Here is an 18,327-nt window from a genome sequence, read left to right on the forward strand (position 1 = left end):
TCCCTACTATGAAACAACTAACTACAATTCTATTATGTGTGCTTTTTGCACAAACCGCCTTCAGTCAGATAATCGATTTCCCTGATGCTAATTTCAAGGCTAAATTGGTAAGTCAGAACCAGCCAACTATAGACACTAACAACGATGATGAAATCTCGGTATCTGAAGCAGCTGCTGTAACTGGAAGATTAAAAATACGTGGTTATGGCGGAAGTACAGGACGAATTTCTGACCTTACAGGGATTGAGTTCTTTATAAATGCTACAATATTAGAAGCTGAGGATAATGAGTTAACCACAGTGGATTTAAGTAACAATGTGGCTTTGGTGAATATTAATTTAAATAGTAATAATTTAACTGCGGTTGATTTTTCTAATAATCCAGCATTAGAGGTTATTGATGTAGGTAGTAATAATCTAGCTAGCTTAGATGTATCGAGCAATGTAAATCTTAGAATATTGAGCTGTACAAATATGCAGATGACTGCTCTGAATGTTAACAATTGTACGCAACTTGAAGAGTTAAACTGCGCTATCAATCAATTTACAACTTTAGATTTAAGTTCTAATACAGCTTTAAAAACAATAGTTGCGCATTCACTTTCTCAACTTACCAGTTTAGACCTTTCTAATAATGTATTGTTAGAAACTATAGATTGCGGAAGTGGTGGTTTTTCTATCTTAGATGTTTCCAATAATATAGCATTAACGGAATTGCGATGTTCTTATGGCTTGGTATCAAACCTTGTCTTTGGTTCTAATAATACAGCACTTACATATTTGGAATGTCAGCAATCACCAATATCAACGATTGACACGTCATTGCTTTCTGGCTTAAAAGATTTAATACTTAATGATAATCAATTTACGACAATTGATGTTTCTCAAAATTCAAATTTAGAAATTTTAGAGCTAGATGATAATCAGCTAACCACTATAGATATTGAAAGTAATCAGCAATTAAACACATTAAAAGTTGAAGCCAACCAATTGCAGACCGCTTATTTAAGGAATGGAAATAATAATCTTCTTACGACCTTGAGGCTTCATTACAACCCTGAATTGTACTGCGTTTTTGTAGATAATGCCAATATAAACTATGGTAACTGGTACAGAGGTGGTGCGGTGACTTTAGTGGAAACGGAAGCAGAATGTGCTGCAGCATCAGAGGTAACGTTAATACCAGATCTAAAATTTGAAATAGAATTAATTAGTCAAGGTTATGATACAAGTCCTTCAAATGGAGAAATTCCGACTTCAAAAATAAACACCATTACGGAATTGAATATTCAAAGCTCTAATATTACGGACTTAACAGGTATTGCCGATTTTGCGGTCTTAGAAATACTGAGTTGCGCTTATAATAATATTGACCTTATTGATGTTTCAAGTGTTTCGACTTTAAAGCGTTTAAATGCAAATTATGCTGGTGCAGAACAAGTTATTTTGGGTGATAACCCAAATCTAACATCAGTTAGTTTAACAAGTAATAATTTGGTCTCATTAGATGTTTCTGGTTTGCCAGCATTAACAGGGATAGGGCTTGGAAATAATGATTTAACAGCGTTAGATGTTACTAATAATTTAGCGTTATCTGCATTAACGGTTTATGGTAATCCTCTTACGGTATTAGATTTAAGAAATATTAATATTAGAACTTTAAACTGTACTAATACACTAATAGAACATTTAGATTTAAGTAATAGTACCAATATGAATATATTTTCTATCGGTAATAACCCGAACTTAACTTACGTAAATTTTAAGAGTGGAGGAAATGATAATATTGATCAGATCTATTCAACAACATTTCCAGGGCTTCCTAATTTAGAAACTATATGTGTAGATGATGTTGGTAATTTATTAGCATTGAGAATTCAGGCACTTACAGACCAAGACATAACTCTTACAGAAGATTGTTTAAATCAAGTTACAGGAACATTGCAATACGACATTGATAATGATGGTTGTGACGCAGCAGATTTTAAAATTAAAAATCTAATGATACAGTCTCAGAGTGTTGTAGATACTACGGCAACATTTACAAGTGTTGAAGGTGGGTACGTTAATTATGTATCGTCTAATACGTATGTCACATCGTTAGAATCTAGTCTTCCTGATTATTTTACCGTTGTACCTCAATCGCAAACTACGGTCTTTACAGATTTTAATAATACAGAGTTGATAGATTTTTGTATTCAAGCCAATGAGATTGTAGATGATCTAAATGTGATGTTGTTACCTGTTAATCCTGCAAGACCAGGTTTTGATGCCACGTACGAATTAATCTTTAGTAACATCGGAACAACGCAATTAGATGGTTCAGTAGCCATAACTTTTGATGACACCATGCTTAGTTTATTATCGGCTAATGAAGCGATTGCGTCGCAAACAACAAACAGTGTAACGTTTGATTTTACAGATTTAACACCTTTTGAATCAAGAACAATTAAGTTGGAGTTTAATGTCTTTACGCCACCTACTGTAAATAGTGATGACGTGTTGGTATTTACATCTGAAATTCTTCCTGTAAATTCAGATATCACGCCAGAAGATAATAGTTATACTTTAGAACAAATTGTGGTGAATTCGTATGATCCTAATGACAAACGTGTGTTACAAGGTTCAACTATTTTTGAAGAAGAAAAAGGGAATTACTTAGATTATATTATTCGTTTTCAAAATACAGGAACAGCAAGTGCAATCAATGTAAGAATTGAAGATGTCTTAGACGCTAAACTCGATTGGAAAACATTACAGCCTTTGGCTTCTAGTCACGATTACACGGTTGAAGTTACAAATGAAAATAAGGTAGCGTTTATTTACGATAACATTAATTTATTGGCACAATCTGATGATGAAGAGCTGTCGCAAGGCTACATTGCGTTTAGAATAAAGCCAAAAAATGATGTCGTTGTTGGTGATATTATTGGAGGCGAAGCTGCTATTTATTTTGATTTTAATGCGCCAATTATAACTAATGCGGTAAGTACTGAAATTGTAGCACCTTTAAGTGTTAGTCAATTTCATAAGCAATTGGTGAAGTTGTTTCCTAATCCTGCACAAAATGTTTTAGAGGTTGTGTCGAATCATATTATTGATCAATTAACAATAGTTGATATTAATGGTAGAATCCTAAAAGCAGTTGAATTGTCTAATCTAGAATACAACGTAAATGTTTCAAGTTTAACCAAGGGCGTTTACTTTTTAGAAATTAAATCTGGTACAGATAAAACGGTTAGAAGATTTATTAAAAGCTAGATTCTCTAATGTTTTATAATTAAAACCTTTCAAAATAACACTTTGAAAGGTTTTTTTGTTTTATATTTTAGCATTTATTTAACATTATTCCAAGCCTAACAATTTTGAACAATTGTTTTGTAGCATTAATTAATACTTATGTGTAAAGCGCATTATCAAATATTACAAACTTAACGATCTTGTAATAGTCTTTAAACGAATTGAATATACCCTTTTTAAACCAGCCCTAATGAATCTACTTAAGCTTATAATGTCAATATTTTTCTGTGTTGTAGTTGCACAATTCTCCTTTTCTCAGAATGTAAATATTCCAGATGTAAATTTTAAAACAGCCCTTTTAAATCACGATCCAGTTATTGATACCAATGGAGATCAAGAAATTCAGGTTTCAGAAGCAGCAGCTTATGCCGGAAGTCTTAATTTAGGTTCGTTAGATATTTCTGATCTTACAGGTATAGAGAGTTTTATATCTATTGTAGAGTTGCTATGTAATAACAATGAAATAACAGCAGTTGATTTATCAAATAATATTGCTTTACAGAAAATAGATATTGCAGCTAATGAGTTGAGTATTCTAGATGTTTCTCAGAATATTAATTTACAAGAATTGGCTTGTAATGGTAATAATATTACAGAACTAAATACAAGTTTAAATCCTAACCTTCAGATTTTAAATGTTGCTGCAAATTCGGTTTACGAGCTCGATTTGTCAGCTAATATCGCTCTGAAAGATCTTAAATTAAATTTCACCTCTATTGTAGATCTAGATATTACTAATAATGTTAATCTAGAGGTCTTCAGCGCCACTTATTGCTATAGCCTAAACACTATAGATTTCTCAAATAATAATTTATTAGAGCAAATTTCATTATGGTATACTAATCAGTCTGAAATTAATGTGTCTAACATGCCAAATTTAGAACTGCTATATCTTAGAAACTTAAACCTGACGAGTGTAGATGTTTCAAATAATATTAACTTATTTAATCTTTATGTCACTGATAATTTTATTTCGGAGCTAGATGTAAGTAATAATACCAACTTGGCCTATTTGTCTATTGATAATTTATACGTCAATACAGTAGATGTTTCTAATAATCCTAATTTAGTATGGTTAGATCTGAGTGGTTCTCAAATAGCATCAGTAAATGCTAAGAATGGTAATAATACAATTTTTACATATTTCAATATCGATAATGCATCGTCTTTAGGTAGTGTTTGTGTCGATAACGTTAGCTACGCAGATGCGAATTTCACAATACCATTAACTAGTTATTTTGCCGAAATTTGTAATCCGGATGATTGCGATGCTTTAATGGTAAATGATACACAGGGTTTTGAAACCACAACACAGCCTGGTATTGATGGGTGTTGGCGAAAATTTCCACTTTCATTGTCTAATTATTATTATGTACAAACGTTAAGCGCGGCTCATACTGGGAATAATTCTGTTGGTATGCGTGTGTCATCTAATAATGAGGCTTTTTTAATCACTCCAGAGTTATCAGATTTTAATAGCTCTAAACGTGTGTCGTTTTGGTTGTATTCGCCAGAAAATACTGGTCTTAATGTTGGGACAATTCTAGATCCTGACGATATTACCACATTTGAGCCCTATAGGACGATGAGCTTAAATGATGGAGAGGGGAATCAATGGCGAGAAATTCATGTCGATTTTGAAAATTACTCAGGCGCAGCAAATCATGTAGCCTTTAAATTAAGTGGGTATTATACATTTGCTTATATTGATGATTTTATTTACGAAGATTCACCAAATTGCATAGCGCCTATAAATGCAGAAGTCACAGAATATGCTACAGAAGCATTAATAGATTGGGCCAACTTAGGTAATGCTACAAGTTGGGATATCGAATATGGGCCAGAAGACTTTACCTTAGGTTCAGGTACACTTGTAAATACAACATCAAAACCATTTTTATTAGAAGGACTAGAGAGTAATACCACATATGATTTCTATATAAGATCGCAGTGTAGTAATGATGAAAATAGTGAGTGGTCGTTTTCAAGTCAATTTACAACGGCATGTCCAGCACTTGTTGCAGATTACGCTTATGATTTTGAAGATGGTTATGGTGGTGAATTCTATAATTGCTGGGAAATATTAGGAAGTGGATATATAACTCAAGATGGAAATACAGCTGCATCTGTTGGTGCTCTTAAAATAGAAAATTCGGTTGACGGCGCTATTGTTACTCCTGAGTTATCTGAATTAAATAGTTCTAAGCGTATCAAATTTTGGTTAAAGAATGTAGATGGAGAGTCTAATTTGGTTATTGGTACTTTATTGAACCAAAACGATATGTCAACGTTTACACCGTATCAAACCATTTCATCATTAGATTTGATAGAAGGTGAGTGGCAGCAAATTATTATAAATTTTGAGAACTATACAGGGAATGATCGTTTTATAGCGTTTAATCAGGTTCAGGTAGATAGTTATGCTGAATTTTATATAGATGAATTTGTATATCAAAATACACCAGATTGTTTAGAGCCTGTTGATGTAGAAGTTATAGCAATAACAGATACGACAGTAGATTTAGAATGGTCAAATGCTGTAGGAGTTACAGATTGGGACATTCAATATGGTTTAGTAGATTTTGAATTAGGTTCAGGTGCTATGCTTAGTGGAACAGGAGAAAATACAACCGTTAATAATTTATACCCAGATTCTACTTACGATATTTATATCAGATCAGATTGTGGTGGTGGTAGTTATAGTGATTGGTTTAAGCTTTACAATTTACATACTGATTGCGGTCTGTTTTCAGGATATTATAGTCAAGATTTTGATAGCAATGAGTTTGCCAATTGTTGGTCGCGATTACCGGTTGTAGATCCAGAAATAAATGATACAAATATTGTAGATGGTTCTAATCAATATCCACTTGGAGGAAGTGGAAATACTATTAAATTCAATAACTATGAGCAGACAGATAATCTGTATTTAGTATCTCCAGGGTTTAGTGATTTAAGTAATGGTACTAAACGTGTTAAGTTTTGGTTGCATCCAAGATATAGCAACGCTGATATTGTTGTAGGTACTATGACTGATCCTGCAGGTGAAAACACTTTTACGGCAAAAGAAACTATTTTAAGTGCCGATATGCTTTACAGAGAGTGGAAGCAATTCACAATCAATTTTGATGATTATTCTGGAACAGATAATTATGTAGCATTCAAAATGCAAATCGCAGATGAGCCAATAGGAGGGACTTCTATTATTTATTTAGATCGTTTTGAATATTCAGATATTCCAACCTGTCTAACACCAAGTGATTTTGCGAATACATCAATTTCTAACGGAGCAATTGAATTGTCTTGGAGCGACCAAAGTGCCGCTACGCAATGGGAAATATTATACGGAGAAGAAGGGTTTTGGTTTGATGATGGTACATTGATTCAGGCAAATTCAAATCCTTTTAGTGTTACAGATTTACCATTAGGTGTTGTGTATGATTTTTATGTGAGATCCATTTGTGATGCAAATAGTACGAGTGATTGGTCAGATAAAGTAACAGTAGATGTAGGTTGTGGTCAATCTTATTTTACAGGGTATACTTACGATTTTAATAGCTCATCGCTAGATGAATGTTGGACAGCTTATGAGTTTTCTTCAAACCATTATACAACATCTTTCGAAATGGTTATTGATAATAACTTTGGTGACGATGGTTACTCGGCTTACTTGGGAGATACCAGTTCATATTCTAATTATGGAGTTATGATGGTGTCACCATTGTTTACAGATTTATCAAACGATAAAAAGATTGAGTTTTATATTAGTAATTACGATGAAGGTTTAACTGTTGGAACCATGAGTAACCCTGATGATGCTTCGACCTTTGAAGCGTTGCAAACTATTACAGGAGAAGTTGAACCTGATGTTTGGGAAAAGAGAACCGTATACTTAACGGATTATAATGGTACAGATCAATTTATAGCTTTTAGACAAAGCCGAGCTAATTATTATTCAGGTGATCAGGTGCTTATTGATGATTTTTCTTATCTACAATCTGTTGTATGTAATGTTCCTACAGCGTTAACTTTAGATAATATTTATGACAATAGTGCAGAAATAAGTTGGACGGCAGGTGATTCAGATATAGAATACGAACTTGAGTTTGAACAATTAAATGCCTATAATTCTGACGAGTCAATAGTGGTAACATCTAATAGTTATGTGTTAGAAAACCTTCTTGAAGGCACGGAATACGGTATTAGAGTTAGAGCAAAGTGTGAAGATGACGAGTTGTATTCAGAGTGGACAGAAGTGATAACGTTTTTTACAACATGTCTTCCTATTGAAGGGGATTATTTTGAATCTTTTGAATTTGAAGGTGAATTAAGTCCGTGTTGGAGTGTTATTTCTAGCGATACTTATGCATATATTAGTCCTATTGAAGAATATGGAGTATTGCCTGTAAGTGGAAATCAGTTTTTAAGATTCAATAATAATACAGGAGAAACCGAATTATATCTTGTTTCAAGACAAATATTAAATATCGATGATACTAAGCGATTACGATTTAATCTTATTTCAGATGGGAGTTTTGGTTCATCAACTTACAATCAATTAGCTATTGAGGTTGGCACAATGACAGACCCAGCAGATATTTCTACATTTACTTTAGTTGGAGATGTACAACCTGAAGAGATGAGTGAGCTTAAAAACGACGGAAGACCACAAGCACAATGGAAAGAACACACTATTTATTTTGATAATTATACAGGAAGTGATACATACATCGCAATTAGGCTAGAGAATGAGAGTTCAAATAGCGATTTTTTCTTAGACGATTTTACATTTGAAAGTGTTCCAGACTGTACAGAGCCACTTTATCCAGTTGTTTTAGATGAACGTTATGATGCTGTAGATGTGCGTTGGGAGACTTATGAAAATTCAAACCCTACAGATTGGGAAATTGAATATGGTTTTTCAGATTTTGAAATAGGAAGCGGGACAATTATTACAACCAATGATAGTTCATTCTTAACGATTTCTAATCTTTTAGAAGATACGGAATATGACTTCTATATAAGAGCAAATTGTGGAAGTACATTTAGTGGATGGTCCGTAAAGCAAACTTTTAAAACAAAGTGTGAAGGTTATGAGGTTGGTTATCAAGAAGGTTTTGAAAATCATCCATTAGGCTATTTAGAACATTGTTGGACAGGTTTGTTACCACAAGTAGGATCACCATATTGGGATGAAATTGCTCAGATAAGGGTTTATGATAATAATGCTGTCTATACACCTGATTCGCATACAGGAGAGCAAGCGATATGGTTTTTAAACGAAACCAATAATCCATTGCATGAAGAAGTTTCAGAACAAACAATTTTAGTCTCGCCAAGATTAATTGATTTAGATAATTACAAGAGAATATCGTTTTGGATGTATCCACTTTCTAGCGCTTATGCAACTCCTTCAGAGGTTATTATTGGTACGATGTCAGATCCTGATGATTATACAACGTTTACACCGTATTATACAATCACAAACGCTTATGACAATGAAGATACTTGGACAAAGTTCGAGATCGATCTAGCAAATTTCTATCTAGAGGATGAATATATAGGAATTAGACAGGCTGGAATAAACGAGCGTCAAGTTATTCTTTTTGATGATTTTGAGTATACCGAAATCGGATGTGTTACACCAACTAATTTAGAAGCAACACAAACGGATTCTGGTGAAATTACTTTAACATGGCAAGATAATAACACGCAACAAGGACCTCAAAATTGGGAAATTGAATATGGCCCAATTGGGTTTTCTTCAGGAAGTGGAACAGTTACGCAAGCCGATTCAAATCCTTTCGTTTTAGATGGTTTAAATACGTTTTCTAATTATGAATATCGCGTCAGAGCATATTGTAATGTCGAGAATGGTTTTAGCGACTGGAGTGTGCCTTATGCTTTTACTATAACTTGTGTAGAATCAGCACCTTTTTACGAGGATTTTGATAGTTATAATGCATATTATCAAAATTCAAATAGTGGTATTCCAAATTTCTGCTGGACAAGAAACGATCGTTCGGTTTCAGGGATTTATAATTCAGAGGGCCTTGTTGTTAGTCCTAGCTCTTCTCCAAATGTAGGTTTTGTCAATTTTTATGGTTCGGATAATTCACCTTTAGCTGGTGTTTTAGTTTCACCGTTTTTGTCAGATTTAGATGCAAATAAAATTCTTAAAATTTGGGTTAGAAATGAAACCACAGGGTCAGCTTATAATCAATCAGGAATCATTATTGGTACTATGACTAATCCATTAGATAGTGAAACATTTGTGCCTTTTACCACTATTTGGGCAGATGAGGTTCCGTTATTTGGAAAAGAGTTTTTAATCGATTTTGCGTCATATACAGGAGATGCACATCATATTGCGATAAAGCATAATGAAGAAAACGATTACTCAATGGTTATGTTTGATGATATTGAATACAAGGAAAGACCGGCGTGTTTAGAACCTATAAGTGTAGATTTCTTATCGGTTTCAGATACAAGTGTTGCGATATCTTGGGAAAATTTAGATTTAGGAGCAACATTCGATGTAGAATATGGAATAGAAGGATTCTCTCCAGGTACAGGATTAATTGCGAGTACAAATACCAATGACATAACGATTACTGGTTTAGATGTTGAAACCACTTATGAGTTTTATGTCAGAACAAATTGTGATTCATCAGGAACAAGTGATTGGGTTGGACCAATTAATGCCACCACAGCCTGTAATGTAGAAAGTGTGCCATGGGTAGAAAATTTTGATACCATGGATGCTTATGGTCAAGGTATCTTGCCCGAGTGCTTTCAGGGTGATGATGTTTGGGTGTCTAGTAATTCCAATTTAAGTGCTTATCAAGTTGGAGATGGAGATACAGATTATCTCTACGCTATTTTTGATGAGTATGGTATTGAGGCTTACATGATAACCCCAATGTTTAATATGCAAGCTGGTACAACGTATACGCTTTCATTTAAAATAAGAAAAGAGCAAGGGGATTATAGTTCTCAGAGTGTTAAAATTTGGACAGGTCAAGGAAATACAACAGATGCCTTAGATAATTATATTAATTATTTTTCAGAATTTAGTTATGGTTTCTATAATTATTACACCATAGAAACAACATTTACACCAATCGTAAATGGCGATTATTCATTTTTATTAGATTTTGGGTATTCTTCTATAGTTCGTACGATCTCAGTTGATTCCTTTAGTTTAGAAGGTGAATATGAAGAACGAGTTGAGGTGGTAAATGGTACTGTTACAAGTTATGATTTTGATGGTGATAATCTTGTAGGGTTAATTTTGGAAGAAACAGAAAATACACAATGTAGGCCTGCTAATGATAATGGCGAAAATGTGATTATGATGACTGGTGGTTTAGATAATACTGCGTGGTATAACACAGGGAATGCGGATTTAAATTGGCTAGAAAATCAAAACTTTATCTCTAAAGTGAATTTTGAAGTTGATGCAACTAACGTTTCAGAATTGTTTATGAATTTCGATTTAAGACAAACGTTTTTAGATTCTAATACAGAATCTGTATTTAGAGTTGTTGTAAATGGAAACGTGCTAGAAAGTTTTAGCGCTAATAATGTAGCTGATTATCAGAATGTAGAAGTAGATCTTTCATCTTATGCAGGAAACTCATTAAGAGTGTCCTTGCAGCAACTCGGTAAAAATAGAGATGATAAAGCCTATTTGGATAATCTTACGTTCGGAGAAGAAAGTACGCTTAGCGCTAACGATTATTTGTTTTCTGAATTTTCATTCCGTCCAAACCCAGTGAATGATCAATTGTTTTTAAGTAACTCTACAATAATAGACCGTGTTTCAATAATGGATGTCACAGGGAGATTGTTGCGAAACATCATTATTAATAGCGAAAATGCGACAATAGATATGGCTTATTTACCATCAGCAATGTATTTTGTTGAGGTTAAAATTGGTGAGGCTATAAGAATTATTAAGGTTTTAAAAGAATAGATTTTATTGTCTACAGTATGAAAGCCTTTCAATATTAAGTTTTGAAAGGTTTTTTTATTGCATTGGTTTTCTTACATTTAAGAAAACTAATCATTCATGCTTAAAAAAGTTTTCGCAAGTGCTGTTTTTGGTGTTGAGGCTTCTGTTATAACAGTTGAGGTAAACGTAGATATTGGTGTTGGTTATCATTTAGTTGGACTTCCAGATAATGCCATTAAAGAAAGTAATTATCGTATTGCAGCTGCGCTTCAGAATAATGGTTACCGAATTCCAGGGAAAAAAATTACCATCAACATGGCTCCTGCCGATTTACGGAAAGAGGGATCAGCTTATGACTTAACCTTGGCATTAGGAATATTAGCGGCAACAAATCAAATTAAAGCAGAAAATTTAGAGGATTACCTCATTATGGGGGAATTGTCTTTGGATGGAAGTTTACAGCCTTTCAAAGGTGCTTTGCCAATGGCTGTAAAAGCGAGAGAAGAAGGGTTTAAAGGTTTTATATTGCCTATTCAAAATGCAAAAGAAGCCGCCATCGTTGATGATTTAAAAGTTTTTGGTGTCGAAAACATCATGCAGGTCATTAATCATTTCGATAAAGGTGAGCCTTTAGAGCAAACCATAATAAATACAAGAGAAGAATTTTATAAAAATTTAGATTTCCCTGAATTCGATTTTTCAGATGTTAAGGGTCAAGAGTCTATAAAGCGTTGCATGGAAATTGCAGCAGCTGGTGGTCATAATATTATTTTAATTGGTCCCCCGGGTTCGGGGAAAACCATGTTAGCAAAGCGTTTGCCAAGCATTCTGCCTCCAATGACATTGCACGAAGCTTTGGAGACTACTAAAATTCATTCGGTTGTTGGTAGAGTAAAAGAACATACGGGTTTAATGGCACAACGGCCTTTTAGAAGTCCTCACCACACAATTTCGAACGTCGCTTTAGTCGGCGGCGGAAGTTACCCGCAACCTGGTGAAATATCCTTGTCACATAATGGAGTATTATTCTTAGATGAATTACCAGAGTTTAAACGCGAAGTTCTAGAAGTAATGCGTCAGCCTTTGGAGGATCGAGAAGTGACAATTTCTAGAGCGAAATTTACAGTTACCTATCCATCATCATTTATGCTAGTGGCCAGTATGAACCCGAGCCCGAGCGGTTATTTTAATGATCCAGATTCGCCAATAACATCATCTCCTGCGGAAATGCAACGTTATATGGGGAAAATCTCAGGACCATTATTAGATCGAATTGATATTCATATCGAAGTGACTCCAGTGCCTTTTGAAAAATTAGCAGACGAGCGTAATGGTGAGTCTTCAGTAGACATTAGAAAACGCGTGACTAAAGCTAGAGAACGCCAAACGGAGCGTTTTAAAGATTTGCCAAACATTCATTACAATGCACAGATGAACACTAAGCAAATACGGAGGTATTGTAAGTTAGATGAGGCTTCCATGCAGTTATTGAAATCAGCAATGGAGCGGCTAAATTTATCGGCTAGAGCTTACGATAGAATTTTAAAAGTAGGGAGAACGATCGCTGATTTAGAAGGTGCTGATGATGTTTTGGGTGCTCATATTAGTGAAGCTATTCAGTATCGCAGTTTAGATCGCGAAGGCTGGTTAGGATAGTCAATTCCTGCGGATGCAGGAATCTCTATTTAATAAGCCAGTAAGTCATTTTAAGCGACAACTACGGTCAAATATTTTTTATTTTAGCCTGAGAAGCATCCATCTTCACAAAAGCCATATTTTTAATACAACAAAACATGAACAAACTATACATACTTTCATTAATTCTATTAGCATTAAGTTGTGGTGACACAAAAGAGCATCAAAACACCACTGAATCTGCTTTAGAGACCGAAAAAATAGCAGGAACACCATCTCTAAGTCTAATTCAGGCCAATCACTTGGCGCAATTACCATTACATTGTATTAATACAGAATACCCAAATAAACTAGGACAAACCATTGGGAGTGCTTTAGATTTAAAAACACCACAAGAGTTGCATCCAGCATTTTATGGCTGTTTCGATTGGCATTCTGCAGTTCATGGGCATTGGAGTTTGGTGTCGTTATTAAAGCAATTTCCTGATCTGGAAAATAGAGCGGAGATTGGGCGGAAATTGCTTCAAAATATATCGAAAGAAAATATAACGCAAGAATTGCTATACTTTGATGGTCAGTATAATAAATCTTTTGAACGGACCTATGGTTGGGCTTGGTTGTTAAAGTTAGCTGAAGAATTGTACACTTGGGATAGTGATGTGGCGAGACGGTTAGAAGCTAATCTTCTACCATTAACGAATTTAATTGTTGAAAAATACTTAGAGTTTTTACCGAAATTAAATTACCCAATTAGAGTGGGAGAACATCCAAATACGGCTTTTGGGTTGAGTTTTGCTTATGATTATGCTGTGGCTGTTGAGCATATAGAATTAAAGACATTAATAGAACAAAGAGCGAAAGATTTCTATGAAGATGATCAAGATTGTCCTATAGAATGGGAGCCGAGCGGTTTTGATTTCTTATCTCCGTGTCTAGAGGAAGCGGCTTTAATGAAGCGTGTGTTGTCTGTAGCGGAGTTTAAAGTTTGGATAAACGATTTTATGCCAGAGCTTAGTAATGATGATTTTGATATCGCAGTCGGTGAGGTCTCGGATAGAACTGATGGAAAACTAGTTCATCTTGATGGAGTTAACTTTTCAAGAGCATGGAGTCTTAATTATATAGCTAAGGATTTGCCGGAATATAAGCATCTTCAAAATGTAGCCAATGCACATATTAATTATTCATTACCTAGTATTGTTGGAGATAGCTATGAAGGCGGACATTGGTTAGGGAGTTTTGCTATTTACGCTCTAAATTCGATAGGTAAAGAATGAGGAAATTCTTTAAAAATATAGGTCCAGGTCCATTAGTTGCAGCGGCATTTATTGGTCCGGGAACAGTGACGGTTTGCACATTGGCAGGAGTCAATTTTGGTTTCGCATTATTGTGGGCAATGGCTTTATCCATTTTTGCTACCGTTATATTGCAAGAGATGGCGGCGCGATTAGGAATCGTATCGCAAAAAGGCTTGTCTGAAATTATTAGAGAAGAAATTAAACATCCAATCGTAAAAGGCATTGCTGTATTACTAATTATTAGTGCAATCGTTATTGGGAATGCGGCCTATGAAGCAGGGAACATTAGTGGTGGTGCTTTGGGGATGGAAGCGATTGTCGGGAATGTGGTTTGGGAAATAGGTCAACTTAAACTCAATATTATGAGTTTAATTATTGGTGCTATTGCCTTTATTTTGCTTTATATCGGGAATTACAAAGTATTAGAAAAAACCTTTGTGTTCTTGGTGATTCTGATGAGTTTTGCTTTTATAACAACAGCGATTCTCACAAAACCCAATCTTTTAGAAATCCTAAAAGCAATAGTGATTCCTGTTGCGCCAGAAGGAAGTATTTTAACAATTATAGCTTTAATTGGAACAACTGTGGTGCCGTACAATCTCTTTCTGCATGCGTCTTTAGCGAAAACCAAATGGAAGTCAAAGAGTGATTTACCCATAGCAAAGAAAGACACTTTAGTTGCGGTGATTTTAGGCGGAACGGTATCCATGTGTATCATTATTGCGGCATCTGCGATTCAAAAACAATCCATTACAAATACATCAGACTTGGCGTTGGGCTTAGAGCCATTGTTCGGAAGTTTTGCAAAATACTTTTTAGCTATTGGTTTGTTCGCTGCAGGAATTACAAGTGCGATTACAGCACCGCTGGCTGCGGCATTTGTAACTAGTGGCTGTTTGGGTTGGGAAGCGGATTTAAAATCTAAAAAGTTTAAATCGGTTTGGATGGTGATTGTGGTATTGGGCGTTGTGTTTTCGAGTATTGGATTTAAATCTATTGAAATTATAAAATTTGCGCAAGTTGCTAATGGATTTCTATTGCCTGTTATAGCAGGGTTTTTACTCTGGGTAATGAATAAATCTTCTGTCTTAGGGTCTTATGTAAATTCGAAGTTTCAGAATGTTTTAGGTGTCATAATTTTAATTATTACAATCTTTTTAGGAGTCAAAGGAATTTTAAGCGTTTTTAATGTGATATAAAATGGAAGAGGTATTTAGTGTAGATATTAATGCAGATGTTGGTGAGGGTATCGGTAATGAAACGGATTTAATGCCTTTGTTGTCCTCTTGTAATATAGCTTGTGGTGGACATGCGGGTGATTTAGAAAGCATGAAAGCAGTCGTTAGGCTAGCAAAAAAGTATAATGTAAAAATTGGGGCACATCCTTCATTTCCTGATACATTGAATTTCGGAAGAGAAATTATGCAGCTTTCTGCGTCAGATTTGTATGCGAGCTTAAGGCATCAGGTGAGTGCTTTGCAGACGGTTTTGCATAATGAAGGCGCTTATTTATATCATGTAAAACCTCATGGCGCACTATATAATTTAGCAGCTAAAGATGAAAAAACAGCACGAGTTATTATTGAAGTCATAAAGAGTCTTTCGTCTCCAGTTAAGTTATATGCTCCTTTTAATTCGGTATTAGCTGAAGTAGCAAAAAGTGAAAATATTACAGTTAAATTTGAAGCCTTTGCAGACCGAAATTATAACGATGATTTATCTCTAGTTTCTAGGGTAAATAGTAATGCCATTTTACATGAAAAAGAAGCTGTTTTGAGTCATGTTTTGAGTATGGTAAAACATCAAAAAGTGACGTCCGTAAATGGAGTAGAAGTGCCTATAAAAGTAGCGACAGTTTGTGTGCATGGAGACACAGAAAATGCACTTGAAATTTTGAAATATTTATCCGATAACTTGGTGAAAAATAATATTAAAATTCAATAATAATTATGAGTTTTCAGCTTCAGTATTCGCAGTATAATGAGCATTCTATTTTGGTAGAGTGGCCAGCAATTATTGATGAAAAGATACTTCAAGACATCTTAATTTTTAAAGAAAAAATTGAAAATAAATACACTAAACAATCAATTCAAGTAATTTCCGCATATAGCTCAATATTAATATTTTACAATATCACTATTGATAATGTCAATGATGTGTTTTTAGACTTAAAAGAACTATACTCAAGCCAAAGAAATCTGAAACAAATAGAATCAAAAACCTTTAGGGTTCCGGTTTGTTATGATCCTGAATTTGCCATGGATTTGGAAGCGTATTCTGAAGAAATAAAGTTGCCTAAAGATACTATTATAAGATTGCATTCAGACCCAATTTATAGGGTGTATTTTATCGGGTTTTTACCTGGGTTTTTATATTTAGGAGGGCTCAATTCAACCTTACATTTAGACCGAAAATTAACACCAAATCTAAACATAAAAAAAGGGTCAGTTGGAATTGGTGGAAAACAAACCGGAATCTATCCACAAGACAGTCCAGGAGGTTGGCATATTATTGGAAATTCACCTATCGAATTATTCAATTCTAAACACAATCCACCATGTTTTATTAAGGCAGGTGATAGGGTGAAATTTCATCCAATTTCGAAATTAGAACATCAAAAAATGAAGTCCGAAATCAATAATCCAAAGTTCGATTTCAAAACGTTATTATTAAATGATTAAGGTAGTAAAAACAGGATTCTATTCCACGATTCAAGATCAAGGGCGATTAGGCCATCGTAATTATGGTGTGCCTATCTCTGGAGCTATGGATTCATACTCTAGTCAATTTGCAAATGTGTTTGTTGGAAATGATAAAGCGGCTGCGGTTTTGGAAATGACCATGACTGGAGCTGATTTGTTATTTCTAAAATCTACCACAATTGCTATTACTGGTGCTGATATGAGTCCGAAGTTGAATGGCAAAGCTATTCCGATGTTTAAATCCATTATTGTACATAATGGTGATACCATTAGTTTTGGACGCTTAGAGTCTGGTTTTAGAACTTATATGGCAGTAAAAGGTGGCTTTTTAACCGATATGGTTTTAGGGAGTAGAAGTATGCTGAAAGGAATTACGAATGGTTTCCGAATCCAGAAGGATGACTGTTTAGATACAATGAAATCTTCAAAATTAATACTTCCTAAAAATGCAAAGTTAAAGTTTGATGCATCCTATTTGGATGAAGATACTTTGGACGTCATAAAAGGTCCAGAATTTGATAAACTCTCTAAAAACCAGCAAAATTTGCTTTTCAGTGATACACTTCAGGTTTTAAAATACAATAATCGCATGGCTTATCAGCTCGGACCTTTGATTCAAAATGATTTAGAATCTATTTTAACGTCGCCAGTTTTGCCGGGAACGGTCCAACTGACTCCATCTGGACAACTTATTGTTTTAATGCGAGATTGCCAAACCACAGGTGGTTATCCTAGAGTTCTTCAATTCACCGAAAAATCAATAAACATTCTAAGTCAGAAGACTACAGGTAGTAATCTAAAAATCAGACTAAAAGACTAACCTTGTGCGAAAACGATTGATTTAAATTTTATATGTTAAATAAAATCAATAATTTACGGTCACTATTAATAAAACCAACCATTGATTATGAAAAAATTCGCATTACTTGTCTTAGGAATTGTATTGGGAGCACTAGCTATGTATTTTTACTTCAACATCAACCATAATATGTCAACAAAACCACCAACAATTAACAAAATACCAGGTCTAATCACACCTGAACAGATTAAAACTCTAGATCAAGCTTATAATGAGCGTTATGAGATTATAAATGATTCTTTATTTAAAGGATCTCCAACTGGAGACAACCGATCGTCTTGGTATAAATTAGAAGATATTGAGAATTATTTGGCTCATGCAAAACAACAAGCAAATGATAACGGTTATACCTTAGATGGATTGCGTTTGTATCTTGGAGCTCATCCTGACACTCCTAAGGAAAAAGGCTTAGCCACATTGTTTTTCGTGCCTACAGGTTACAAGAATGTATCTGAAGGCAGTATATTTTCTTTACAAGACGGAGGAGGTGATCTAGAAGATGCTGATGGCTTAAACTATGGAGGAAAAGGTAAGCCACCTCGTGCAAATTATCCTCAATAATCTTTTTTTAATTTTC

9 protein-coding genes are annotated in these 18,327 nt (G+C 34.5%); all 9 read left to right on the forward strand.

All coding sequences use genetic code 11. From position 1 onward, the window contains the following. Positions 1 to 8: 8 nt before the first annotated feature. The 9 genes from HM984_RS11000 to HM984_RS11040 all read left to right on the forward strand — a co-directional run bounded on the left by HM984_RS11000 (position 9) and on the right by HM984_RS11040 (position 18,311). Positions 9 to 3,260: a T9SS type A sorting domain-containing protein gene (locus HM984_RS11000; RefSeq protein ID WP_179349201.1), complete on the forward strand. Its 3,252-nt coding sequence runs from the start codon at positions 9 to 11 to the stop codon at positions 3,258 to 3,260. Between the two features lie 229 nt (positions 3,261 to 3,489). Further along, a complete protein-coding gene (locus HM984_RS11005) occupies positions 3,490 to 11,277 on the forward strand; it encodes a T9SS-dependent choice-of-anchor J family protein (protein ID WP_179349202.1) in 7,788 nt (2,595 codons plus the stop codon). Positions 11,278 to 11,373: 96 nt separating this feature from the next. Further along, positions 11,374 to 12,912 (forward strand): YifB family Mg chelatase-like AAA ATPase, encoded by a 1,539-nt coding sequence (locus HM984_RS11010; protein ID WP_179349203.1) that lies wholly within the window; start codon positions 11,374 to 11,376, stop codon positions 12,910 to 12,912. A 137-nt stretch (positions 12,913 to 13,049) separates the two neighbouring features. After that, positions 13,050 to 14,168 (forward strand): DUF2891 domain-containing protein, encoded by a 1,119-nt coding sequence (locus tag HM984_RS11015; RefSeq protein WP_179349204.1) that lies wholly within the window; start codon positions 13,050 to 13,052, stop codon positions 14,166 to 14,168. Next, positions 14,165 to 15,388 (forward strand): Nramp family divalent metal transporter, encoded by a 1,224-nt coding sequence (locus HM984_RS11020; protein WP_179349205.1) that lies wholly within the window; start codon positions 14,165 to 14,167, stop codon positions 15,386 to 15,388. Before HM984_RS11015 ends, HM984_RS11020 begins: the two co-directional genes overlap by 4 nt. Position 15,389: 1 nt before the next feature. Then, a complete protein-coding gene (gene pxpA / locus HM984_RS11025; RefSeq protein WP_179349206.1) occupies positions 15,390 to 16,133 on the forward strand; it encodes a 5-oxoprolinase subunit PxpA in 744 nt (247 codons plus the stop codon). 5 nt (positions 16,134 to 16,138) lie between these two features. After that, positions 16,139 to 16,870: a 5-oxoprolinase subunit PxpB gene (pxpB, locus tag HM984_RS11030; RefSeq protein ID WP_179349207.1), complete on the forward strand. Its 732-nt coding sequence runs from the start codon at positions 16,139 to 16,141 to the stop codon at positions 16,868 to 16,870. Next, positions 16,863 to 17,711, forward strand: a complete 849-nt coding sequence (locus HM984_RS11035; protein ID WP_179349208.1) for a 5-oxoprolinase subunit C family protein — start codon at positions 16,863 to 16,865, stop codon at positions 17,709 to 17,711. The genes pxpB and HM984_RS11035 overlap by 8 nt, the downstream gene beginning before the upstream one ends. Before the next feature lie 87 nt (positions 17,712 to 17,798). Then, positions 17,799 to 18,311, forward strand: coding sequence for a hypothetical protein (locus HM984_RS11040; RefSeq protein ID WP_179349209.1), 513 nt, complete (start codon positions 17,799 to 17,801; stop codon positions 18,309 to 18,311). Positions 18,312 to 18,327: the final 16 nt, after the last annotated feature.

It is taken from the genome of Winogradskyella pacifica, assembly GCF_013403915.1.
Taxonomy (GTDB): Bacteria; Bacteroidota; Bacteroidia; order Flavobacteriales; family Flavobacteriaceae; genus Winogradskyella; species Winogradskyella pacifica.

Excerpts from the sequence above, each read along its gene's own strand:
- HM984_RS11035 (WP_179349208.1), top strand. The coding sequence starts at position 16,863 with ATGATTAAGGTAGTAAAAACAGGATTCTATTCCACGATTCAAGATCAA.
- HM984_RS11000 (WP_179349201.1), top strand. The coding sequence starts at position 9 with ATGAAACAACTAACTACAATTCTATTATGTGTGCTTTTTGCACAAACC.
- HM984_RS11040 (WP_179349209.1), top strand. The coding sequence starts at position 17,799 with ATGAAAAAATTCGCATTACTTGTCTTAGGAATTGTATTGGGAGCACTA.
- pxpB (WP_179349207.1), top strand. The coding sequence starts at position 16,139 with ATGAGTTTTCAGCTTCAGTATTCGCAGTATAATGAGCATTCTATTTTG.
- HM984_RS11005 (WP_179349202.1), top strand. The coding sequence starts at position 3,490 with ATGAATCTACTTAAGCTTATAATGTCAATATTTTTCTGTGTTGTAGTT.
- pxpA (WP_179349206.1), top strand. The coding sequence starts at position 15,390 with ATGGAAGAGGTATTTAGTGTAGATATTAATGCAGATGTTGGTGAGGGT.
- HM984_RS11015 (WP_179349204.1), top strand. The coding sequence starts at position 13,050 with ATGAACAAACTATACATACTTTCATTAATTCTATTAGCATTAAGTTGT.
- HM984_RS11020 (WP_179349205.1), top strand. The coding sequence starts at position 14,165 with ATGAGGAAATTCTTTAAAAATATAGGTCCAGGTCCATTAGTTGCAGCG.
- HM984_RS11010 (WP_179349203.1), top strand. The coding sequence starts at position 11,374 with ATGCTTAAAAAAGTTTTCGCAAGTGCTGTTTTTGGTGTTGAGGCTTCT.